This window comes from Paenibacillus sp. J5 (assembly GCF_054955055.1).
In genome coordinates, this window is sequence record NZ_JBUEDD010000010.1 from 179,439 (window position 1) to 201,873 (window position 22,435).

The 22,435-nt window shown below is 58.2% G+C and carries 21 protein-coding genes; 1 reads left to right on the forward strand and 20 read right to left on the reverse strand.

The annotated features are described in order from the left end of the window. Window positions 1-17: 17 nt before the first annotated feature. From ACY1JZ_RS18985 to ACY1JZ_RS18995, 3 genes are read right to left on the reverse strand one after another with little or no spacing between them, the layout of a single operon-like run. The gene (locus tag ACY1JZ_RS18985; RefSeq protein WP_462630491.1) at window positions 18-413 is read right to left on the reverse strand and encodes a hypothetical protein; all 396 of its coding nucleotides are present in this window, start codon (window positions 411-413) and stop codon (window positions 18-20) included. Window positions 414-446: 33 nt separating this feature from the next. Next, window positions 447-1,121: a hypothetical protein gene (locus tag ACY1JZ_RS18990; RefSeq protein ID WP_462630492.1), complete on the reverse strand. Its 675-nt coding sequence runs from the start codon at window positions 1,119-1,121 to the stop codon at window positions 447-449. Window positions 1,122-1,170: 49 nt separating this feature from the next. Next, the gene (locus tag ACY1JZ_RS18995) at window positions 1,171-3,522 is read right to left on the reverse strand and encodes a preprotein translocase subunit SecA (protein ID WP_462630544.1); all 2,352 of its coding nucleotides are present in this window, start codon (window positions 3,520-3,522) and stop codon (window positions 1,171-1,173) included. 400 nt (window positions 3,523-3,922) lie between these two features. Here ACY1JZ_RS18995 and rpmB point away from each other — a divergent pair, with 400 nt between their 5' ends. Continuing rightward, complete coding sequence (gene rpmB / locus ACY1JZ_RS19000; RefSeq protein WP_270171975.1) at window positions 3,923-4,111, forward strand: 50S ribosomal protein L28; 189 nt, start codon at window positions 3,923-3,925, stop codon at window positions 4,109-4,111. Between the two features lie 470 nt (window positions 4,112-4,581). On the opposite strand, the gene spoVM is transcribed toward rpmB, so the two are convergent. The 17 genes from spoVM to ACY1JZ_RS19085 form a co-directional block, all read right to left on the reverse strand. After that, window positions 4,582-4,662, reverse strand: a complete 81-nt coding sequence (gene spoVM, locus ACY1JZ_RS19005; protein ID WP_036709866.1) for a stage V sporulation protein SpoVM — start codon at window positions 4,660-4,662, stop codon at window positions 4,582-4,584. Window positions 4,663-4,779: 117 nt separating this feature from the next. Next, complete coding sequence (locus ACY1JZ_RS19010) at window positions 4,780-5,076, reverse strand: hypothetical protein (protein WP_270171977.1); 297 nt, start codon at window positions 5,074-5,076, stop codon at window positions 4,780-4,782. Then, window positions 5,076-5,732 (reverse strand): ribulose-phosphate 3-epimerase, encoded by a 657-nt coding sequence (gene rpe, locus ACY1JZ_RS19015; RefSeq protein WP_270171978.1) that lies wholly within the window; start codon window positions 5,730-5,732, stop codon window positions 5,076-5,078. The genes ACY1JZ_RS19010 and rpe overlap by 1 nt, the downstream gene beginning before the upstream one ends. 3 nt (window positions 5,733-5,735) lie before the next feature. Then, window positions 5,736-6,677, reverse strand: coding sequence for a ribosome small subunit-dependent GTPase A (gene rsgA, locus ACY1JZ_RS19020; RefSeq protein WP_462630493.1), 942 nt, complete (start codon window positions 6,675-6,677; stop codon window positions 5,736-5,738). Further along, complete coding sequence (pknB, locus tag ACY1JZ_RS19025; RefSeq protein ID WP_462630494.1) at window positions 6,661-8,793, reverse strand: Stk1 family PASTA domain-containing Ser/Thr kinase; 2,133 nt, start codon at window positions 8,791-8,793, stop codon at window positions 6,661-6,663. The genes rsgA and pknB overlap by 17 nt, the downstream gene beginning before the upstream one ends. A 7-nt stretch (window positions 8,794-8,800) precedes the next feature. Continuing rightward, window positions 8,801-9,562 (reverse strand): Stp1/IreP family PP2C-type Ser/Thr phosphatase, encoded by a 762-nt coding sequence (locus ACY1JZ_RS19030; protein WP_462630495.1) that lies wholly within the window; start codon window positions 9,560-9,562, stop codon window positions 8,801-8,803. Between the two features lie 7 nt (window positions 9,563-9,569). Beyond that, complete coding sequence (gene rlmN, locus ACY1JZ_RS19035) at window positions 9,570-10,616, reverse strand: dual-specificity RNA methyltransferase RlmN (protein ID WP_270171986.1); 1,047 nt, start codon at window positions 10,614-10,616, stop codon at window positions 9,570-9,572. A 243-nt stretch (window positions 10,617-10,859) separates the two neighbouring features. Then, window positions 10,860-12,266, reverse strand: a complete 1,407-nt coding sequence (rsmB, locus tag ACY1JZ_RS19040; RefSeq protein ID WP_270171988.1) for a 16S rRNA (cytosine(967)-C(5))-methyltransferase RsmB — start codon at window positions 12,264-12,266, stop codon at window positions 10,860-10,862. Further along, window positions 12,263-13,225, reverse strand: a complete 963-nt coding sequence (gene fmt / locus ACY1JZ_RS19045; protein WP_462630497.1) for a methionyl-tRNA formyltransferase — start codon at window positions 13,223-13,225, stop codon at window positions 12,263-12,265. The genes rsmB and fmt overlap by 4 nt, the downstream gene beginning before the upstream one ends. Before the next feature lie 4 nt (window positions 13,226-13,229). Further along, window positions 13,230-13,715, reverse strand: a complete 486-nt coding sequence (gene def / locus ACY1JZ_RS19050; RefSeq protein ID WP_270171991.1) for a peptide deformylase — start codon at window positions 13,713-13,715, stop codon at window positions 13,230-13,232. 331 nt (window positions 13,716-14,046) lie between these two features. Then, a complete protein-coding gene (priA, locus tag ACY1JZ_RS19055) occupies window positions 14,047-16,839 on the reverse strand; it encodes a replication restart helicase PriA (RefSeq protein ID WP_462630498.1) in 2,793 nt (930 codons plus the stop codon). After that, window positions 16,836-18,053 (reverse strand): bifunctional phosphopantothenoylcysteine decarboxylase/phosphopantothenate--cysteine ligase CoaBC, encoded by a 1,218-nt coding sequence (gene coaBC, locus ACY1JZ_RS19060; protein ID WP_462630499.1) that lies wholly within the window; start codon window positions 18,051-18,053, stop codon window positions 16,836-16,838. The genes priA and coaBC overlap by 4 nt, the downstream gene beginning before the upstream one ends. A 153-nt stretch (window positions 18,054-18,206) precedes the next feature. Then, the gene (locus ACY1JZ_RS19065) at window positions 18,207-18,509 is read right to left on the reverse strand and encodes a hypothetical protein (RefSeq protein ID WP_462630501.1); all 303 of its coding nucleotides are present in this window, start codon (window positions 18,507-18,509) and stop codon (window positions 18,207-18,209) included. A 418-nt stretch (window positions 18,510-18,927) separates the two neighbouring features. After that, window positions 18,928-19,137: a DNA-directed RNA polymerase subunit omega gene (rpoZ, locus tag ACY1JZ_RS19070; RefSeq protein ID WP_270171999.1), complete on the reverse strand. Its 210-nt coding sequence runs from the start codon at window positions 19,135-19,137 to the stop codon at window positions 18,928-18,930. Window positions 19,138-19,152: 15 nt separating this feature from the next. Next, a complete protein-coding gene (gene gmk, locus ACY1JZ_RS19075) occupies window positions 19,153-19,770 on the reverse strand; it encodes a guanylate kinase (RefSeq protein ID WP_270172001.1) in 618 nt (205 codons plus the stop codon). Window positions 19,771-19,782: 12 nt separating this feature from the next. After that, window positions 19,783-20,043 carry an extracellular matrix/biofilm regulator RemA gene (remA, locus tag ACY1JZ_RS19080; protein ID WP_005548256.1) on the reverse strand — a complete coding sequence of 87 codons (261 nt, stop codon included), beginning with the start codon at window positions 20,041-20,043 and terminating at the stop codon, window positions 19,783-19,785. 322 nt (window positions 20,044-20,365) lie between these two features. Continuing rightward, the gene (locus ACY1JZ_RS19085; protein ID WP_462630502.1) at window positions 20,366-22,252 is read right to left on the reverse strand and encodes a bifunctional homocysteine S-methyltransferase/methylenetetrahydrofolate reductase; all 1,887 of its coding nucleotides are present in this window, start codon (window positions 22,250-22,252) and stop codon (window positions 20,366-20,368) included. Window positions 22,253-22,435 lie beyond the last annotated feature (183 nt).

Genomic DNA, 22,435 nt, shown 5'->3' on the forward strand with positions numbered 1-22,435 from the left:
TCGATGACAAACACAATTTAATTCACCTGCAATACATGCCATTCGTCTGTGCCGAAGCGCACGAGACACACTGTCTGCTCTACGCTCCGCTTCCCCGAAGAATGCTGCTCGAACACATCAAGATAGACACGAAAGATCGGCTCCTCACCGCAGGTGACAACCATCTCGGACTGCAGAGCATACCCGCGCTTCAATCCGGGGCGTCTGCCAGAGCCAGGGGCGCCGTATTCGTCCAGATAGCGGGCAGCCGTTCGTATAATTCGCAGTTGCTCTCCCAGCTCCAGCTTATCTATGGTCTGAATCACTTCCTCCTGCTGCGCTTCCTCCGAAGCGCCCTCGCACCGCTGGGTGACAGGCTCCGATGCTGCGGCGCTTCTCTCTGACATGAGCCATGACGATAACCGGTGGATCATGCCGCTCCCTCCCCTCACTTCAGCCCTGAATGGTTAGGCGAGCGATACGATCGCGGTATTGAGCGCCTGCTGCAGCGCCGCACGGCTCGTGAATCCTCCCGCAGGAGCCGCAGCCCGCACCGACTCAGCGACAGCTTGCTTCTGCTCGGGGGTCAATTTCCGGTAATGCAGCATAACAAGCCCCAAATACGGGGATTCCAGTGCATGCTGGAGTTGAGTCGAATCGCCCGAGGAATTGACTGCCACAAGCGCATCACGCAGCACCGCCGCATCGCGCTGAGCTGCCACCGCCCGGTTCAAGGCCTCCTGCACAGCCGCCGAATCCGCCAGCGGAACGCCGCTGCTGAGCAGCGCCTCTGCTGCTGCCGCCCGATCTTGCTCCGACAAGGCGTTATAGGCCGTCAGATTCAGAGCCAGCTCCGCTGCCTCAAGCGTGCTCTGCAGCTCGGATGCGGTCGAAGCGCTATTCAGCTTGTCCAGCGCCTGCACAACGGGCGAGGTAGTCTGCGGCAAGGCATTGAAGACGCTTTCGGTCTGTTCTCCCGAATCTGCGGGCGACAGTCCGTTCGCTGACACCTCCGCTGTTGTAATGCCAGAGGACAGCAGCGGCGCCGCAACTGCAGCCGCCAGCGTCAACGTCAGCGCCTTGGCTGCGCGCTTGCCTTTTGCGGCGTGTGTATTGGATTTGCTCTCGTATCTTTTGGTCACAGGTGATCGCCTCTTTCTTCTATAGATCTATCGAATTCCCGGATCAGCACTACGCTGTTCCCTGCAGCAGCGCTGCCCGGCTTTCCTGCTCTCGAATGACGGCCTTGGCTATAAAGCGATGGTATCTGCGAACAAAGAGGGTATGGAGCCGATAAGCCTCCTCCTCGTACACCTGCACGAGATCCCGGGATTCCAGCGCCCGAAAATGAATCCCTTGCCTGATCATAGCAAGCTGCTCCATATGCTCCATCCAGTACTGATCGAGCTGACGCAAGCAGCGCAGACGCCATCCACGGCGCCATGTCTGCAGCTCCTGCTGCTCCACAAAGCGGGCCCATCCAGGCTCCCACAGCAGTCTGAGCTGCTCTGCCATCTTGCCCGTCGTCATCTCAGGATCGGCATGCAGCCCTTCCAGACGGAATTCCTGGCCAAGCTGGCGCAGCTTCCATTCCTCAACCATTCGCTCGGGAGGGCATAGCCGCAGTGTGCACTGATCCATCCATTGCTCAACCGAGCGCTGCAGAGCCGACTCGATCCGGTCGGTCAGCAGCAGCTCGTCCCGGCTGGCATAGAACCACTCCCGCTGACGGTGCGTCACACTGTCCAGACGGAATAATAGCGAACGGATGGCATACATATGCTGCTCCGCCCGCTGCTGCACCCGGTCGGCGAATTCCAGCAGCTCCTTGGACGACACCCCATCCTCGCCCCAGCGCCAGTTGCTCTGCCAACGCTCTGCCTCATCGCGGGCAAAACGCTGGAACAGCTCATCCTCCAGCGAGATATAAAATTGCGACCGACCCGGATCGCCTTGCCTGCCTGACCGCCCGCATAGCTGCAGATCGATTCTGCGGCTCTCGTTCCTCTCCAGTCCGATGACATGCAGCCCGCCGCGTTGCGCTACGCCATCCGCAAGACGAATATCCGCGCCGCGACCCGCCATATTCGTGGCAATGGTGATCTTGGACAGCTCGCCAGCTCCGCTAATAATATCCACTTCCTCCTGCTCCGTTCGGGCATTCAGCAGTTGGAACGACAGACCTGCGCGCGACAGTCGCTCAGCCAACTGCTCGGACTGCTGCACCGTCACCGTACCGATCAGCACCGGCACCCCCTTGTCCTGCAAGGCAGCGATGTCCTGAACAAGACGGCTCAGCTTCGCCTCCCTAGTTGCGAACACCAGATCAGGAGCATCCACCCTCATAACCGGCTTATGCGTCCGAATCGGAGCAACCTCCAGGCCGTAGATGTGAAGCAGCTCCTCCTTGGCATCCTGCAGCGTGCCGGACATACCGCTGAGCTGTGCATACAAGCTGAAATACTTCTGTACCGAAATCGACGCATGGGTCAGCGTTTCCTCGCTCAGCTCCAGCCCTTCCTTCATCTCAATCGCTTGCTGCAGACCATCGCCGAATTCCCGGCCCTCCAGCACCCGGCCTGTATAGGCATCAATAATGCCTACCTTGCCCTCAGCAATCAGATAGTCTCTGTCTGCCCTCATGAGGACATGCGCTCGCAAGCATTGGAGCAGAGCATGATAAAAGGATACATGCTCCGGGTCAAACAGATTGTCAATCTGGAAGATAGCCTCCACTCTGCTGATACAGCGATCCGAGAACGAAACCTGGTTCGTCTCATAATCGCATTCGTAGTCCGTTCCTTCCCGAAGCCCTCGAACAAAACGATTGCAAATATGCCATAAATCAGGAGCGCTCCTTGATTTGGAAGCAATGACAATCGGCGTGCGCGCTTCGTCGATCAGGATGCTGTCGATTTCATCGATGATTGCACAGGCAAGCCCGCGCTGCACCCGCTTGTCCGGCTCATCCACCAGATGATCCCGCAAATAGTCGAAGCCAAACTCCGACCACGTGCCATAGGTCACATCACAGCTATAAGCAGCCTGCTTCTCGTCTGCCGTAAGCTCCGCCCGGTTCAAGCCCACCGTAATGCCCAGCAACTGCATAACCTTGGCGGCCTGAAGATAATCACGCTCCGCCAGATACGGATTGGCGGTGATCATATGTACGCCTCTTCCCTGAGCGGCAAACCAGAAGAGCGGAATAAGTGAAGCAAGCGTCTTCCCTTCTCCTGTCCTCATCTCGGCAACCTTGCCGCTGATCATCTCGCAGCCGCCCTCCAGTTGCTCGTTATGCAGCAAGTAGCCAGTAGAGCGCCTGATCGACTCCTTGACGAGCGCAGCCGCCACACAGAGGTCATGCTCAGCGGCTTTCCCGGATTGGAGCAGCTTCGCAAGCTGATCCTTGTGACCGATAAGCTCTTGATCGGACAAACAGCGCATCAGCTCGAACTTGGAATTAATGAGTGCAAGCCTGTCTCTGCGCGCCTTCCTATAGCCTCCAAACCACCCGAGGCGCCTTTCCCTCCCATACCGACCTATACGTGATCACTCTCCCCGGCCAAGGCGGCCCCATTGCAACCTTTGTCCTATTACCCCAGACTATATAAATGATAAAAATAGTACAACTATAAATATCGGTATAATAAATCAATAACTTTAGTACTATTTTTTGCGTTATTGTATAATTTCCTATCCCAACACCCTATATTTTTATGTCGAATTTAATCGATTATAGTCATAAAGAATCATAATTCAATGAACTATTCCGAAGTGTTATAGTTCATTGTACGATGGACATCGTCCCCCTCGACTCCGCTACACAAAATAATGTGAAATGAAGAGGGGCAGGACTAGATTTCAATACCAATTTGTGATATGCTATTTTAGTGTTTATTTGCAGCGGTGTTGTAGCAGCAGTATTTGAAGGAGGTGTATCTCAATGTCTCGCAAATGCTTTATTACAGGCAAAGGCCCAAGCACTGGCAACCATGTATCCCATGCCAATAACAAAAACAAACGCACCTGGGGCGCCAACGTTCAAAAGGTTCGCATCATGGTTGACGGCAAGCCGAAGCGCGTATATGTCAGCGCTCGTGCGCTGAAATCCGGCAAAATTACCCGCGTTTAATCGAGCATAACGGCATGTGTTGTCCTGGACAACACATGCCGCATGTAAAAAGCACCTGAGCTCGCTCAGGTGCTTTTTTTTCATTTTAGCGTGTATAAGTGCTGTTCACCTTAAGTGTAGAGCGCCTAAGAATCGCTACCCCTGCCTTTTCGCCCCCGCTTGCATACGCCGCCGACTGCAGTCAAGCCGCTGTGGCTCCAACGAAGCTCGTCTTCCCTGTACAGCATTCCGCGATTTGTCCCCTTATCGGCGGCAAATGCCGGCCTGCAGTCCAGCGACGGCGGCGGCACAGCCGGCTCGCCAAGCCAGCCTTCCGCCATGCTTGCAAAGTACAGGCGCCAGCAATTCTCGGCATGCTAGGGGCCCAAGGCGAGCAGCAGCTTGCTGTTCACACCGCTCTTGCAGCGGCCCCGCCCGTTACAGGCGCTCTATCCGTCGTTTATAATCGTTCGACAGCGGATGCATCGGAGCTAGTTTTTTTGGAAGGTGTTCAGGACTGCTTTTACAAACCCACCCAAAAACTTCGGCAACTTGATCGTGTAAAATTTCATGTTCCATCCCTCCTCAGCCACGCTATCGAATTCACTTTATTATATTCACCACGACACAAAAAAGGTTACATGAGAAACCGTTCCCCATGTAACCATCCTATGCGTGATCAAGTCGTCCTATTCCAGCGCCGGATTCATCTCGGGCGGCAGCAGATTCACCCCGGCCATATACAGATAGGCCACAATAATGAGCACCGTCAACAGGTAAAATACGATGGACATCACAACAAAGGCAATACGCCCGCCCAGCGACTCATACTGTTTAAAAAAACGAATGCCCAGCAGCAGTACCCCCAGCGAGAATACATAGCGGATAAAGCCCAGATTGGTGAATACCGAGAACAGGCTGAGCAGGATGCCGCAGGCCAGACTATACAGCACGACCGCCAGAAACACTCTGGAGCGCTCGCCCATCAGCCCCTACCCGGACGCAGCGCTGCGATCGCCGCAGCACGGTCAGGCGCATTGAACACCGCGTTGCCAGCTACCAGCACGGTGGCACCCGCTTCACGCACCTGAGCTGCCGTCTGTGCATTGATGCCCCCATCCACCTGGATCAGCACATCTCCTCTGCCGCGACGCTCCAGTTGCTCCTTCAAGCGGGCAATCTTGGACAGCGAGGCCGGGATGAACTGCTGGCCGCCAAAGCCAGGATTGACGGTCATGATGAGCACCAGATCGACATCATCCAGCACCTCCTCCACCGCCGATAACGGCGTGGCCGGGTTCAGTGCCACACCTGCTGGCAGTCCGTGCTCCTTGATCATGTGCAGCACACGGTGCAGATGCAGGCAAGCCTCCGCATGTACGGTAATGCGGTCTGCGCCAGCCTGTACGAAATCTGCAATCAACTGCTCGGGATTGGAGATCATCAAATGAACGTCAAATGTCAGCTTGGAGTGTGGCCGCACAGCGCCGACAATCGGCGCTCCAAAGGTCAGGTTCGGCACAAAATGACCATCCATCACGTCGATGTGAATCCAATCCGCTCCCTTGCTCTCCACATCGGCAATTTCTGCCGCCAGTTTGGCGAAGTCTGCTGACAATATCGATGGTGCAATAATGGACATGAATTAGTACCTCCGCTTTCTATCGTTCATCTCATCCAAAAACAGGCTGTAGTTGCGATGTCGGCTCGGCTCGATCCGCCCTTCCTCCAACGCCTCCAGAACCGCGCAGCCAGGCTCTTGAATATGGCTGCAGCCACGGAATTTGCAGGAGGACGCCAGCTCTCTCATCTCCCGAAAGCAATAACCGAGCTGGTCGATGCCCAGCTCCGTAAAATCAAGCTGGCTAAAGCCCGGTGTATCCGCCACATAACCGCCACCGCCAATCTCGATCAGCTCCACATGGCGGGTCGTATGCTTGCCTCGTCCAAGCCGATTGCTAATGGCCGCCGTCTCCAGCCCTAGACCGGGAACCAGCGCATTCAGCAGCGACGACTTGCCGACACCCGATTGGCCGGAGAATACACTGAGATGACCCTCCAGCCGCGCCTTGAGCGCCTCAATCCCTTCCTTGCGCCGTGAGCTGGTCGTATAGATCTCATAGCCTAGAGGAGCATAGATGCGCCGCACCGCCTCGGCTGCCTCAGCCGCCTCGACCGCATTCTCATCGGACTGTTCTCCATCCGTCAGGTCGCCCTTGCTTAGACAGAGCAGCGCCTGAATGCCCGCATGCTCGATATGTACAAGAAACTTGTCCAGCAGTTGGAGATTGAGCGCCGGCTCGGACACAGAGAACACCAGCACCGCCAGCTCGATATTGGCTACCGGCGGGCGGATCAGCTCCGAGATGCGGGGAAGCAGCTCATCCACCATGCCCTCCCCGTTCTCCGTCAATGTATAGATGACACGGTCGCCAACCAGCGGCGACAGCCCCTTCTTCTTGAAGATGCCGCGCGCCCGGCACTGAATCAGATCGGATGAAGCCGTCGATTCATCCGGCATGACATAATAATAACCGCTTAATGCCTTAACAATGCGTCCTTCGCCCGATCTAGCCTTGCTCGTCATGGTTTCCTCCGGAATTGTGGCTTTCTCCCTGATTGGCGCCGCCATTCTCCGTCGCAGCTCCCTGCTCTGGCTCCTGCGGCTCGGCCGGTTGCTCCACCGGCGGTTCCGGCTCCTGCGGCGCCATGCCCGGAACGCTCTCTCCCTGGGAAGCGCCCGCTTGAACCTGATCATAGGTGCGGGTGAACACATCGGCTAATTCGCCATCGCGATAGACCATCACCTGAGCTTCCTTGCCCGGCCCCAGCGTAACCTTGACCGGAATCGTCGTCCAATCGGAGATCGTCTGCTTGCAGCACTCGATGTTCTGCCCCGTAGCATCCGAATAGACCACCTTCACTTCACTCGTTCCGCCAGCCTGAGCCGGCGAGACATTGATATTGAACGTGAATTGGCGGGCGTCTGCAGGCAGTCCAGAGCTGACGGTGATCGAAACTTCCGCGCCCTTGGCCACCTCTGTTCCTGCCTCATGCGGGAATTGCTCCAGCACAGTGCCCGCAGGCTCAAAGCTCGGCTCTTCCACGATACCGTTGCCTGGCCCAAGCCGCAGCTCATTGTCGCGGATCAGATTGATCGCTTCCTTCTGTGTGCGACCGACCAGATTCGGCATGGCGACCATCTCCAGACCTTTGCTGACCTCGAAGCGGATGGCGACCTGCTCGATGCGGAATTGCTCGCCTGCCACAGGCGACTGGGACAGAATCGTGCCTGCCGGCTTATCCGAGAACACTTCCTCCGACTTGATCTGATCGGCTGTCAGCCCAAGCGTGAGCAGATTGTCGCGCACATCGCTGTATTTCTGATCGACATAGTTCTGCATTTCCTCCATCTGCGGGCCGCTGCTGACATAGAGCCGCAGATACGTTCCGGTCTTGACGATCATATTTTGCTTCGATTGCTGGATGACCTCCTCCTTCGGCTTCTCCGAAGCCTCATAGATGATCGGGTCTTCAACCTTCAGCCCCGCCGCCTCCAGCTCGCTCCTGGCCTGTGTCAGCGTCTTGCCGACCACGTAAGGAACATCCACCTCGCTCGTATCCAGATCATTCAGGAACATGCGCAGGCCGAAGAACAGCAGCCCGAGCACAAGCAGCGTGCCGCCAATCATGACAACAGGCTTGATCCATCTCTTGCCTTGTGTTCTAGCTTGACCCTCCTGCGGTTGCCGGGAAGCATAGCTCTCCTGCTCGACAGCCGTCCGTTCCGCCGGAGCGTCGTACACAGCTCCGCCCCGAATCGCAGGCATGACGCGCGTGTCCTCCATATCCTCATGAAAATGGAGCTTCGTCTCATTCAAGCGCCCGGCATCCAGGCAGCTCTCCAGATCACGCAGCATGTCGGCGGCTGATCCGTAACGCTCCCCAGGATTTTTGCGCATCGAGCGGAGAATAATATTTTCCAGGCTTTGCGGAATATGCGGATTGACCACCCGCGGCTCCTCGAACCGCTCCTGCAGATGCTTGAGCGCCACACTGATCGGACTTTCCCCCAGAAACGGCAGCTTGCCGGTCAGCATCTGATACAGCACGATGCCCAGAGAGTACAAGTCCGATTTCTCGCCTGTGCTAACCCCTTTGGCATGCTCCGGAGAAAAATAATGCACCGAGCCGACTACCGAACCAGCCTGGGTAATCGTCGAGGAGGTAACCGCGCGGGCAATGCCAAAGTCCGTCACCTTCACTCTGCCATTTTTGCCAATCAATATATTATGCGGTTTAATATCACGATGAATAATCTGGTTATAATGAGCATGCTCCAATGCGTCGCATATCTGCATCGCAATGCGCACAGCCTCCTCGGTCTGCAACGGCGCGCGCTCAGCAATAATCTCATTGAGATTGCTGCCCTCGACATACTCCATGACAATATAGTGCGTCTCGTCCTCCTGCCCGACATCATAGATGCTGACTACGTTCGGATGGGAGAGCGCGGCTGCAGACTGAGCCTCGCGGCGGAAGCGTCGCACGAATTCCTCGTCATGGACGAATTGCTGACGCAGCACCTTCACTGCCACATTCCGTCCAAGCAATATATCATGCGCCTTGTAGACCAGCGCCATGCCGCCCTCGCCGATCCGTGCGAGAATTTCATAACGGCCGCCTAATTCATGTCCGATCATGACATCCTCACCCCTCTTGCTCCATGCCCGTAACGGCTTCATTATACAGCAGCACGACCGTAATATTGTCGTCGCCTCCAGCTTGAAGCGCCAGCTCCACCAGTTGCTGCGCCTTGTCCTCCAGATTCCCCTCGCCGCCCAGGAGCGTCCTCTGTATCTGCTGCTCGCTGACCATATTGCTGAGTCCATCGCTGCATAGCAGCAGCAGCTCACCGGGCGCCCACTCCAACGTCTGGACATCCACCTCAACCTGCGCATCGGTGCCCAGCGCGCGAATCAGCACATTGCGGTGTGGATGGTTGGCAGCCTCCTGAGCGCTGATCTGACCACTCTTCGCCAGCTCATTCACCAACGTATGGTCATCTGTGAGCTGGGTAATGGATTGCTCGCTGACCTTATAAGCTCTGCTGTCGCCAATATGCGCAATGACCGCCTGCTGCCCATCCGCAACAGCCGCCACAACGGTCGTCCCCATATTGTGGTACTGCTCATTTTGCGCAGCAACATCATAGACGACCGCATTAGCCTGATGGATAGCGCCCGCTATCAGCTCTTGCACCTGGCCGCCAGCCAGATCCAACTGCTCGGCTGGCAACGATTCGCGGAAGGTCTGCACGGCAAGCTGGCTGGCAACATCCCCGGCCTGATGGCCGCCCATGCCGTCGGCTACGATGGCAATCGCCAACTGGTCGTTATACAGACTGACCCATGCCTGATCCTCATTGACCAGCCGAATCCGCCCAATATCACTTCGTTTTGCTGTAATCAAATTCGCATCACCTCGCCTGAGACTCCATATGTTTGGCTCGCAGTTGGCCGCAAGCGGCTGCAATATCATGCCCTTGCTCCCTGCGGATGGTTGCATTGATCTTGTTGCGTTCCAGTATACGCTGGAATTCAAATATATCCTCGCGCGGCGTGCGCACATATTTGCGCTCCGGCACATGGTTGACCGGAATCAGATTGACATGGCAGAGTAGCCCCTGCAGCACACTTGCCAGCTCCTCCGCATGCTCTGGTCGGTCGTTTACACCGCCGATAAGCGCATATTCAAAGGTAATGCGACGCCCGGTCTTGGCTATATAATAGCGGCAAGCCTCCATCACCTCATCGAACGGAAAGCGGCGGTTGACCGGCATCAGCTTCGACCGCAGCTCATCATTGGGCGCATGGATCGAAATCGCCAGGTTAATCTGTGTATTCTCCTCGGCAAACTTGTACATGCTCGGCACGATGCCGCTCGTGGACACCGTAATATGGCGCTGGCCGATATTCAGCCCCTTCTCATGGATCATGATGCGCAGAAAGTCCATCGTTGCCTCATAGTTCTCGAACGGCTCGCCCGAGCCCATGATCACGATGCTGGAGATGCGCTCATCGGTCGCATCCAGCATCTGCTGTGCTGTCACCACCTGAGCAACGATCTCGCCCGCCGTCAGATTGCGCTTCAGGCCGCCGAGGGTCGAGGCGCAGAAGGTGCAGCCGATCCGGCAGCCCACCTGAGTGGTCACACAGATGCTATTGCCATAGTTGTGGCGCATGACGACCGTCTCGATCGCATGATTGTCATGCAGACCGAACAGGAACTTGACCGTTCCATCCTTCGATTCAAACCTCGTAATTTCACCCAGCGTCACAAAGGCAAATTGGTCGTCGAGCTTGGCGCGCAGCGGCTTCGGGAGATTGCTCATCTCCTCAAATCCGGTCACCCGCTTGACGTACAGCCAGTCAAACAGTTGAGCGGCGCGGAAAGCCGGCTCGCCATTATCCTTCATCCATTGCTGAAGCTGCTCCAGCGTATAGTCATATATGAACGGTTTCATTTTATCAACACCTGTTTCTGTTAGCGTGCGTTGGTCATCTGACCACTCGCCTATTTTACCACATTCCGCCCTATGCAGACTACCAAGCGCAGGAAGCCGTCAACGGTCGCCAGAGCCAAGGCTGGGCGCAGCATTGCGCCCAAGCTTGCCGATAGATGTGGAATTTTTAATCTTCCTTACATTTGAAATTATAGACGAAGCATGGGATTGACTGTGGACAGAAGGACCTGTCAACCTGGCTGACTAGCTGCGCCGACGCAGCCTGGCGATGAAGAATCCGTCACTTCCCGCATGATGCGGCAGCAACTGCGCCATCCCGTCGAACGCTGCTCCGATTGCCCCCTTCTCCCGCAGCGCCGCCAGCAGCGGCTGCGGCCAATCCGGGTCCAGCTCGAACTCCTCATGCTCGCGCACAAAGCGCTCCACCTGCTCCTCGTTCTCGCGGCGCTCCACCGTACAGGTGCTATAGACGAGCGTGCCGCCTGGCTTGACCAGTGCCGAGCACGCATCAAGCAGCCTGCGCTGCACCTGGGCGACACCCTCGATGTCCTCCGGCGTCTTGTTCCACTTCAGCTCCGGCTTGCGGCGAATGACGCCAAGGCCCGAGCAGGGTGCATCCAATAACACGACGTCGAACGCACCCGGCTCCAGCTTCTCCGCCAGCGCTCTTGCGTCGCCGCTCATCGTGCGGATGCTGGACAGTCCCAGCCGCGCCGCCTGCTGCTCAATCAGCTTCAGCTTATGCGGATGCAGATCATTGGCGAACACCTGCCCTTGGTCGTCCATCTTCTCCGCCAGATGCGTCGTCTTGCCTCCCGGAGCTGCGCAGCAATCCACCACCTGCATGCCTGGCTGCGGATTGGCGACCTCTGCCACCAGCATGGAGCTCTCGTCCTGCACCGTCCACCAGCCGTCGCGGAAGAAGGCGGTGTCCGCCAGATTGCCGCCGCGATCCACGATAATCCCTTGCGGCGCCAGCTCCGAAGCCCTCGCTGCCGCACCCTGTCCGCTCAGTTGCTCCAGCACCTGCTCACGCGATGCGCGGCGGGCGTTGATGCGCACGCTGGAGCTTGGCGGTTCATTGCTCGCCGCGCACATCGCTTCGGCCGTCTGCTCCCCATAGGCGGCAATCCACCGCTCAACCAGCCATTGCGGGTGTGAATGAGCAAGCGCGATCCGCTCGGCGGCAGGCAACCCTGCCGGAATCTCCAGCTCGCCGCGGCGGCGCAGCATATTGCGCAGCACCCCGTTCACCATGCCTGCGATGCCGGCATGACCGCGGCGCTTGGCGATCTGCACCGCTTCATTCACCGCCGCGTGCGGCGGGATGCGATCCAGATAGACGAGCTGGTAGACGCTCATCCGCAGCAACTGGCGCACCCACGGCTCCAGCTTGCGCACTCCCTTGGCGACGAAGCGGGACAACCAATAGTCGAGCGTTCCTTGCCGCTGCAGCGTCCCATATACCAGCTCGGTGGCGAGCGAAGCGTCAGCTCTTGAGAGCTTGGCTGCTTGCAGCGCCTGATTAAGCTGAAGATTGCTGTAGGCCTGATCCGCTTCGACACGGCATAGTGTGTCCAGCGCAATCTCGCGTGCGGAGAGCGGTCGGAGCGGTCGGCTTGCTGAGGGACGCTTGCGCTGCTCCGTCATTGCCCTTCACCGCCAAGCACAGTAGAATCCTCCAGCCTTGCGCCCTTGAGCCAATCCGCTGCCGTCATCGCCTTCTTGCCAGCAGGCTGAATCAGCAGCAGCTCCAGCACGCCTTGTCCAGTTTGCACCAGCAATCGTCCCTCATGCACAGCAAGCGCACCCGGCGGCTTGCCGCTGAGGGCGCGATGCTCCGCTGCGGACGGGGCTGTCAGCACGCTGCATTCACGCACCTTGAAGGTCTCGCCCTGCAGGAAGGTGAAGCCGCCTGCCATCGGCGACAGCCCTCTTACCTGGTCGTAGATTTGCCGCGCTGTACGTCCCCAGTCAATCCGTTCATCCTCGCGCGTCAGATTCGGCGCATAGGTCGCCTCCGAGTCCTCCTGCGGCACAGCGCGCACGCTGCCGTCAATCAGATCCGGCAGCGTGCGTCCGAGCAGCTCTGCTCCCGCCAAGCTCAGCTTGTGAAACAGCGTGCCGGAGGTATCCTCCTCGGTAATGGGCACCTCAACACGACTGATCATGTCGCCGGTATCCAGTCCCTTCGCCATGTACATGATCGTCACCCCGGTCACCGTCTCGCCATTGATGATCGCACGCTGGATCGGAGCGCCGCCACGATATTTCGGCAGCAGCGAGCCATGCACGTTAATACAGCCCAGCCGCGGCAGCTTCAATACCCCCTCTGGCAGAATCTGGCCGTAGGCCGCCGTAACGATCAGATCCGGCTCATACGCAGCCAGCTCCGCTACCGCCTCCGGGCTGCGCATCCGCTCGGGCTGCAGCACAGGCAGTCCATGCCGCAGCGCCACCTCCTTGACCGGCGGCGGCGTCAGCTCCCGCTTGCGTCCCTTCGGACGATCCGGCTGCGTGACGACAGCCACCACCTCATGCTCGCTGCCCAGCAGCAGCTCCAGCGAAGGAACGGCAAACTCCGGCGTTCCCATAAATACGATACGCATGCCGTCACTCCCCATTCTTGCGCGGCCTTGCGGTAATATCGTATACACTCTCCGCCAGATCAGTGAACAGCACCCCGTTCAGATGGTCCACCTCATGCTGAAATGCACGCGCCAGATAATCGGACGCTTCAATCGTAAATTCCTTGCCGTCGCGATCCTGGCCTTTCACCGTAATATCCTTGGCGCGCAGCACATCGCCATTCAAATTCGGGATGCTCAGGCAGCCCTCAGGGCCCAACTGCTCGCCGCTGCGGGCGATAATCTCTGGATTGACCATCTCGATCAAGCCATGCTCATCTCCCACATCAACCACGATGACCCGCTTCAGGATGCCGATCTGCGGCGCAGCCAGTCCCACTCCCTCGGCATCATACATCGTCTCCGCCATATCGCGCAGCAGCTTGTGCAGATTGGCATTGAACTTGGTTACTTCTTTCGCCCGCTCGCGCAGAACGGGATCAGGATCTTTCACTATAATACGAATGGACACAGCGTATCCCTGCCTTTACCAATAATATAGTCAATTCTATGAAGCATACCGCTTGATACAGCATTCCAAGCGGTACGAGAACAGCATGATCAGCCAACGGAGCGGCTGTCCAAATCTAACGAAACTACAGCACGTTATCGTACTAATATAAACATGACTATAGACGGAAATAGCGTGCCTGAGTTTCGTTACATTTCACTATCACCGGCTGCGCCTCGAAGGCGGCGCAGCCCGGCACGAGCCACCTTAGCCTGCAGCCATGACGATTCGCTCCGAATGATCTTCAGCTTGCCCCTGCAGTTGAAGGAGCAGCATTCTAACGTTGTTTCAATTACATAATGACTTGCGGGTCGACATCGACACTGAACAGCACCTTGCTCTGCTGCCCTTCCTGCAGCGAGGCCAGGGCTTGCCGGATCAGTCCGACCGCATCGACGCTTCCCCGATATTTTACCATACATTGAAACCTGTAGCGATCCTTGAGGCGCGGGATCGGCGAGGCTACCGGCCCCAGCAGACTGAGCACTCGCTCCTGCAACCCGCTCAGATCGCCGAGGACTCCCGCTGACGCCGCCAACTGCCGAAGCTGCTCAGCGAACTGCTCACCCTGCGCAATCAGAAGCGGTAGCTGCTCATGGGACATGGTAACCAGCACAAGTCGGCAAAATGGCGGATAGGACAGCAGCCGACGCGCCTTCAGCTCATATTCCAAAAACGCATCATAATCATGCCGCTTAGCTGTCTGAATCGCGTAATGCTCCGGCATATAAGATTGTATGACGACGCGCCCCGGAAGATGATGGCGGCCTGCCCGTCCAGCTACTTGCGTGAGCAGTTGGAACGTCTTCTCCGCCGCGCGGAAATCCGGCATATGCAAGCCCGAGTCGGCAGCGATGACCCCTACGAGCGTCACCATTGGAAAGTCCAGCCCTTTGGCGACCATCTGTGTACCGAGCAGCACATCTGCCTGCTGCCGCCCGAATGCGGTCAGCCATTTCTCATGGGAGCCCTTCTCCGTCGTCGTATCCACATCCATTCGTATGACCCGAATGCCGGGAAACAGCTTCGCCAGCTCCTCCTCCACCCGCTGCGTTCCGGTGCCGAAGAAGCGGATATGCTCGCTGCCGCAATCCGGGCAGGATTCGGGCGAGCGCTGGGCGAACCCGCAGTAATGGCAGCGCAGCATACGCGTATTCTGGTGATAGGTGAGCGTGATGTCGCAATGCGGGCAGCCAGCCGTATAGCCGCATGAACGGCACATGACAAAGGTCGAATAGCCCCGCCTGTTCAGCAGCAGCACCGCCTGCTCTCCCCGCTCCAGACACTGCTGCAGCGCACTGTGCAGTGGGCGGCTGAACATCGAGCGATTGCCCGCCTTCAGCTCCTCGCGCATGTCGACGATCTCGACCGGAGGAAGCGGCCGACCCAGCGCCCGCTCCGGCAGCGGCAGCAGGGCGCCGACAGAGGCTGGCGGCTCTTGGCTCTCGCCAGCGGGCGGCGTCATGGCGCCTTGCCCAGCGGCAGCAGCCTGCCTCCCGTCGATGTCTTCCCCGTAGCCGATACCCGGCCGAGCTTCTTCCTGTATCGCTCGCGCCTGCGCGCCTGGAGCTGGTACGCCCCCGGTTGCGACGTGGCGAGGATGCCCACTGACCGCTACAGCTCCAGTTGCAGTTGCATGATCGAGCAGTAGCGCGTCAGCAGGCCGCTTGGCTGGCGGCGCCGCGCGCCGGGCGGCCATATAGCTCTCCAGCGATGGCGTCGCCGAGCCGAGCACGACAACCGCGTCATGCTGGCGCGCCCGCTTGATCGCCACATCGCGCGCATGGTACTTGGGCGTCTCCTCCTGCTTGTAGGAGGACTCATGCTCCTCATCAATAATAATCAGTCCGACCGAATCGAATGGAGCGAAGATCGCCGAGCGCGCCCCAATCGCCACCTGCACGCGCCGCTGCTTGATTTTGCGCCACTCATCATAGCGCTCCCCGTTAGACAGACGGCTATGCAGTACAGCCACCGCATCGCCGAAGCGGGATTTGAACCGTTCGACCATCTGCGGCGTTAATGAAATCTCCGGCACCAGCACGATAGCCTGGCGGCCTTGGGCGATGCACAGTGCAATCGACTGCAGGTAGACCTCGGTCTTGCCGCTCCCGGTCACGCCCTGCAGCAGATACACCTTGGCTTCACGCGCCAGCACCGACCCGGTAATGGTTCGGTACACGCTGGCTTGCCCTTCTGTAAGCTGCAGCGGCTCGGATACACCGAACTCGCGTCCGGCATATGGATCGCGATCCTGCTCCACCTCGCGCAGCTCGACCAGCCCCTTGGCCGCGAGCGAGCGCACACTGGAGGCTGAGCCGCCAGCCTCCGTCAGTAGCTGCTGCAACGCGATGCCGCCAGGACAGCGCGCCACCGTCTCCAGCAGCTCGCGCTGCCTCGCAGCCCGGCTGGACAGCTTGCCCAGCTCCTCGCGCAGCTCATCCTCTGTCAGCAGCGGGAAGACGGTCAGCACCTTCTTGACCGCCAGCCGATCCTTCACCGCCACTCGCTCGGTCAGCTCCCCACTGCGAAGCGCGGCTGCCATCAGCAGCTCCCACTGCGGAAACCTCGCTTGCAGCGACTCCAGACGCACCAGCCCCTGGCGGGCGATATAGTCGCGCAGCTCCTGCGGCAGCAGCGAGTCACCAGGCTCTGCCGCATCGGATCGCGCAGCCTCGCCTCGCTCAGCTCTCTCAGCCTGCTGACCGACTGTTGCTTGCGGCCAGCCTTCGCCAAGCCCGATATAGCGCTCGGCCTTGCCCTTGAGCGCGGCCGGAATCATCGCCTGTAGAGCAGCCGTCCAGGTGCAGCAATATTTGACACTAATCCAATGCGCCAGCTCGACCAGATCCGGCGATAACGGCGGCACCGGGTCAAGCAGCTCTGCAAGAGGCTTCAGCCGGGAGCCGGACACCTCCGACTGCTGCGTCAGCTCGACGACGAACCCTTGCAGCGTGCGTCCGCCAAACGGCACGCCGACCCGACTGCCGACCTCAATCCAGCTCTCCAGCTCAGCAGGCACAGCGTAATCGAAGGGGCGGTCGGTCTGCCTGCTCGGGACATCGACGATGACGCGAGCGATCATGACTGCTCCGCCCCCAAGCGCCGCTGCAGACGCTCGGCGGCCAGACGAACGAGACGCTCGGCAACCTCGCGCTTGGAGAGCATCGGCCAGGCATCGACCAGCCCTGCTGCGTCGAATAGCTGCACAATATTTGTATCGCCATGGAAGCCCGCGCCTTCCTGTGATACATCGTTGGCTACGATCAGATCACAGTTTTTGCGGTGCAGCTTGTCCATCGCATAATGCTCCACCTGGGAGGTCTCCGCGGCGAAGCCGATCAGCAATTGGTGGCGCTTGCGGGCGCCCAGCGTCTCCAATATATCCGGTGTCTTCTCCAGCTCCAGCACAAGCCCCGCACCCTGCTTCTTCAGCTTCTCCCCATGCATGTGAATGGGACGATAGTCCGCCACCGCCGCTGCCTTCACCACTATATCGTATTGATCGAATCGTTCCAGCACCGCCTCCAGCATCTGCTGTGCCGACTCCACCCGCACCAGCTCCACTCCTGCTGGCGGCGGTGCCGATGTACGAGCAGCGACCACAACAACCTCTGCGCCATGCTCGGCAGCGGCCGCGGCAATCGCAAAGCCCATCTTGCCGGAGGAATCATTGGTCAAGTAGCGTACCGGATCGATCCGCTCCATCGTGCCTCCGGCCGTCACAAGCACCCGCCTGCCCTTTAGCAGCTCGGTGCGTCCGAAGTATTGGCGCACAGCCTCCACGATGTCCTCCGGCTCCGCCAGCCTGCCCTTGCCCACATAGCCGCAGGCCAGCAAGCCTTCGCCCGGCTCGATGAATCGGACGCCGCGCGCCGCCAGCAGCTCCATGTTATGCTGTACAGCAGGATGGGCATACATATGCACATTCATCGCCGGAGCCACCAGCACAGGCGCCGTCGCCGCCAGCAGCGTTGTGCTGAGCATATCATCTGCCAGCCCGTGCGCCATCTTGGCTATAACATTGGCCGTCGCGGGCGCCACTATGATGAGATCGGCATGATCCGCCAGATCGATATGAGCCACGACAGACGGGTCCTTCTCATCGAACGTATCTGTATAGACCGGGTGCTTGGACAGCACCTGCAGCGTCAACGGCGCAATAAACTTTGCCGCGGAATCGGTCATGATGACCCGCACAGACGCCCCCTGCTGCGTCAGCTTGCTGCATAAGGCGGCCGCTTTGTAGGCGGCAATGCCGCCTGATACGCCAAGCACAATCGTTTTTCCCTTCAGCAACCTTAGCCTCTCCCTTCCTCGTATCCTGTCTCTTGCAAGCGTCCATGACGATTTCGCCGATGCCGTCGGCGCTACGCCCTGTATGTTACGCGATCAGATTCCTCCAGGCGCCCAAGCCTCAATATCCTCCAGCCTATAACAGCTTGCAACAGCCTACAACAGCTTAAAGCGTGTTAATTGCTCCCATTGCTGCTCCTTGCGCAGCACCTCACGCTGCTTGGAGCCGATCAGGTCAAAATGAGGATACGGCTGTCGGCGGTGAATGTAGCGTGGATTCAGCCCATGCGATGCACACCAATGCTCCAGACGCTCCAGGTCGGAGCAGCCGGCTTTGGTAACACTGTTGTATTCTGGAAACCGCGGATCATACCAGTAATGGGTCAGGAAGGCGATCTCTTGCCGGGCTACAGCGGCCTTCCACCGTGCCAGCTCTTCCTTGCTCACTCCAAATGCCACACAGCCCACCTCCTCACACTTCTCGCTCTTTGAAAGCCTCAGGCAGCAGGTGCAAGCCAACAAGCCCAAATAGGCCCGCAGCTGGCGCAACCGGCAGCTCAACCGGATGGCCAGCCTTGGACCTTGGCGCGGCTGTCTCCCCTCCGGCCTGTACGGCAGATGCCTATCTTATACATAGCCACCATTGCACGATGCCGGCTTGATTTTGAAAAAAATAACAACCACAGGGGTTGTCACTTGTGAGGCAAACATTCAATTGTGTTGCAATAACGGGAGCAGCTCCTATCTAAGCCCCCGGGCATAACCAGTGCAATGCACCATGCTGCGCCCAAGCCCCGTCCTGCTTCAGCTCAACAGATCCGCTGCAATACGGACCCGTTGAACGGCAGTGCGTGTCTTCGGCGTGTGAAGAAACATCCTAGTTCTTAATATCAGGATCCGATTCTACCTGGATGTAATCGTTATAGATCTCCTCCAGCGCCACACCGACAAACTTGTGCGACTTCGGAGCTCTCAGCTCGGATTTCTCCCCGTCGCGCAGCATCCGGGCACGTCTGGACGCGGCAACCACCAGAGAATACTTGCTGTCAACCTTCTTGACCATCTCATCAATCGATGGATATAACATTGCTCTTCACCTCGTTCATGCTTTCTCGGACGCCGGCTGCATCCGGTTCAGTTCGTTCACATAGCGCTCGCGCTTGCAGTGCTCTGCAGTGACGATGCTCTCAATCCGGTAGCAGGCCGCCTCAATCTCATCATTGACCACGGCATAATCATAATGCTGCAGCAGATTCATCTCCTCGGCAGCTACCGTCATCCGGCTCTGGATCAGCTCATCGCTCTCTGTGCCGCGCCCGGTAATCCGCTGCTTCAGCACATCCAGCGAAGGCGGCAGCAGGAAGATGAAGATCCCCTCCGGGAACTTCTCCTTCACCTTCAGCGCGCCCTGCACCTCAATCTCCAGAATGACGTCCTTGCCACTATCCAGGGTGCGCTCCACAAAATCGCGAGGCGTTCCATAGTAGTTGCCGACATACTCGGCATGCTCTAGCAGCGCATCACGGGCGATCATGTCCCTGAATTGTTCCTTCGTCTTAAAAAAGTAGTTCACACCGTCCTGCTCGCCCGTCCGGGGCGAGCGCGTCGTGGCGGATACCGAATAGACCAGCTCCGGCATTCTCTGCCGGAGCAAGGAGCAGACGGTGCCTTTGCCTACGCCGGAAGGACCGGATAATACAACCAAAAGTCCTCTTCTCATGATACTCCCCATCTATTCGTCGTTGTCGTCATCCTTCGTCGACAGGCGATGCGCCACAGTCTCGGGCTGAACCGCCGAGAGGATGACGTGGTCGCTGTCTGTAATGATGACAGCGCGTGTACGCCTACCGTATGTTGCGTCAATCAGCATATGACGGTCGCGGGCTTCCTGAATGATCCGCTTGATCGGCGCAGATTCCGGACTGACAATCGAGATAATCCGATTGGCCGAAACAATGTTGCCAAAGCCAATATTAATTAATTTAATAGCCATTGCAGGCTTCCCCTCCGGTCTTCCTCGTAGCATTCGCCCGAAAGAACAAAATGTATAATCGACACAAGAATATGGCCGGGTCAGAAGCTAGCGAGCGGATTGCACTATTGTTGACGAAAAATCCCAAGTGCATACGTTCCGTTACTTCGCCAGCGTCTCCCTTCAAGGCTACAATCACCTGCATGTCCTCCCGCCAATGGCGGACAGACGCAGCCCTGCGCCTCAAGTTGACGATGGCAAACACATCCATGACCCTATTCTAATTCATTTTGTAGACAGGAACAAGAGAAAAAGCCCCCACCGTAAAAATTCGATTCCGCTGTTACTGAACAGCAGGCTGCGTCCGACCGGTTTTTTGCCAGACATGACGGGTCAGATGGACAGACATTTCATAGAACATAAAAGGCGTAATCAGGTAGATGCCGTTGAAATGCTCCATGGCGGTATCCAGCAATTCCTCCGCGATGCGCACGCCCTCCGCGCGGCCTGCTTCACCCTCAAGCCCCGCCATCCGGCGACGCACCTCATCGGATAGCTGAATGCCAGGCACCTCATTGTGCAAATATTCCGCATTGCGGCCGCTTGCCAGCGGCATGATGCCGATGAATACCGGCACGGACAGATGCCTCGTACCCTCGGCGACTCGCTTGATCAGGTCGGCGTCATAGACCGGCTGTGTCATGATATAGTCCGCCCCGGAATCAATCTTGCGCTCCAGACGCTGGATCGCCTTGTCCAGATGCTTCACATTCGGGTTGAAGGCCGCCCCGACGACGAACGATGCCTTCTGCTTGAGCGGCTTGCCGGAGAAGGCGGTGCCTTCATTGAGCTGCTTGATCATCCGAATCATCTCGAAGGAGGTCAGATCATATACCGAGCTGGAGTCCGGCAGATCGCCAAAGCGCGCCGGGTCGCCCGTTACAGCCAGCACATGGTCAATGCCCAGCGCGTCCAGCCCCATCATATGCGACTGTGTGCCGATTAGGTTGCGGTCACGACAGGCGATATGGACGAGCGGCCTTAATCCGAGACGCTCCTTCACAACAGCGGCCAGCGCCAGATTGCTCATCCGCGTCACAGCCAGCGAGTTATCCGCCAACGTCACCGCGTCAGCACCCTCCTGCTGCAGCGCTGCGCAGCCATCCATGAATTTGCGAATATCCAGATCGCGCGGCGGGTCCAGCTCCACGATAACGGTATGCCGCGTCTTCACCTTGTCAACCAGGCTCGGCTCCTGCGGAATGATCGTCTCGCGCTCCGCTACCGCAACCGGCGCAGCAGCAGGCTGGTCACTAGAAGCCCCCTGGCGAGTCTGCTCTGCTCCCGTCTCGATCGGTGACGGCACATAGCTGCCAAGTGCAGCGGCGATCGCTGCAATATGATCCGGCGTAGTGCCGCAGCAGCCGCCGATCAGGCGCGCGCCGCGGTCAGCGAACCGGGTCGCCGCATCGGCGAAATATTCCGGCGTGGCGACATACGTATATTTTCCATCAACATAGTCGGGAAAACCGGCGTTCGGAAAGATCGACATCGGCACGCCAGCCGATTCCGTCATCGTATCGATCGCCCGGATGATGCCTGCAGGGCCGCTGCGGCAGTTCAGGCCAACGACGTCCGCTCCCTCGCCCGCTAGCGCGGAGAATGCCTCATTCAGGCTATAGCCGTCTTGAGTTCTACCGACATCCTCTACGGCAAACTGGCAGATCACCGGCAGATCTCCCGCCTTGCGAATAAGGCGCAGCGCCAGCAGCATCTCATCCAGATCATAGAAGGTTTCCAGCATAATCCCGTCCACGCCCTCATCCATCAGCGCGCCAAGCTGCTGCTCGAACGCGCTCGTCAGATGGGAGGTGCGGACATTGCGCTTTTTGCCTGCACGGATCGAGCCGACCGCGCCCACGACATACGCATCACTGCCCACCGCAGAGCGGGCGATGCGAACTCCTGCGCGGTTGATGGCCTCCACTTCGCTCTCCAGGCCATACTTGTACATATTCTCATAGTTGGCGCTGAATGTGTTCGTCTCGATGACCTTGGCGCCTGCCTCATAGTAGAGGCGATGAACGCGCTCGACCAGTTCTGGACGCAGCACGTTGAACTCTTCATAAGAAACGTTAACAGGAAAGCCCTGCTGATGGAGAAAGGTTCCCATTGCCCCGTCACCGGTCAGCCAGGTTGTCTGCAACGCCTCGCGCAAACTTGGTTTCATTAGTAGCTTTCCACCTCCACAGGCGTAAGCACAGCCCGCGCACAGGGGCGGCCGCATATAGACAGCGCGCCCCTGTACTGCCGTCGGATGGCTCCGCGGTAGAACTGCAAATACAAATTCAAACCGGAAACTCACCCCTCTGACGTCAGAAGGAAGCAAGTTTCCGGCACTATTGCAAGTCTA

Bases quoted from the DNA above. Each gene is read 5' to 3' on its own strand.
- rlmN (WP_270171986.1), bottom strand. From the start codon at position 10,616: ATGAAACCGTTCATATATGACTATACGCTGGAGCAGCTTCAGCAATGG.
- ACY1JZ_RS19085 (WP_462630502.1), bottom strand. From the start codon at position 22,252: ATGAAACCAAGTTTGCGCGAGGCGTTGCAGACAACCTGGCTGACCGGT.
- rpmB (WP_270171975.1), top strand. From the start codon at position 3,923: ATGTCTCGCAAATGCTTTATTACAGGCAAAGGCCCAAGCACTGGCAAC.
- gmk (WP_270172001.1), bottom strand. From the start codon at position 19,770: ATGAGAAGAGGACTTTTGGTTGTATTATCCGGTCCTTCCGGCGTAGGC.
- rpoZ (WP_270171999.1), bottom strand. From the start codon at position 19,137: ATGTTATATCCATCGATTGATGAGATGGTCAAGAAGGTTGACAGCAAG.
- rsgA (WP_462630493.1), bottom strand. From the start codon at position 6,677: ATGACGAGCAAGGCTAGATCGGGCGAAGGACGCATTGTTAAGGCATTA.
- priA (WP_462630498.1), bottom strand. From the start codon at position 16,839: ATGATCGCTCGCGTCATCGTCGATGTCCCGAGCAGGCAGACCGACCGC.
- rpe (WP_270171978.1), bottom strand. From the start codon at position 5,732: ATGTCCATTATTGCACCATCGATATTGTCAGCAGACTTCGCCAAACTG.
- pknB (WP_462630494.1), bottom strand. From the start codon at position 8,793: ATGATCGGACATGAATTAGGCGGCCGTTATGAAATTCTCGCACGGATC.
- fmt (WP_462630497.1), bottom strand. From the start codon at position 13,225: ATGCGTATCGTATTTATGGGAACGCCGGAGTTTGCCGTTCCTTCGCTG.
- ACY1JZ_RS19010 (WP_270171977.1), bottom strand. From the start codon at position 5,076: ATGGGCGAGCGCTCCAGAGTGTTTCTGGCGGTCGTGCTGTATAGTCTG.
- remA (WP_005548256.1), bottom strand. From the start codon at position 20,043: ATGGCTATTAAATTAATTAATATTGGCTTTGGCAACATTGTTTCGGCC.
- spoVM (WP_036709866.1), bottom strand. From the start codon at position 4,662: ATGAAATTTTACACGATCAAGTTGCCGAAGTTTTTGGGTGGGTTTGTA.
- rsmB (WP_270171988.1), bottom strand. From the start codon at position 12,266: ATGACGGAGCAGCGCAAGCGTCCCTCAGCAAGCCGACCGCTCCGACCG.
- ACY1JZ_RS18985 (WP_462630491.1), bottom strand. From the start codon at position 413: ATGATCCACCGGTTATCGTCATGGCTCATGTCAGAGAGAAGCGCCGCA.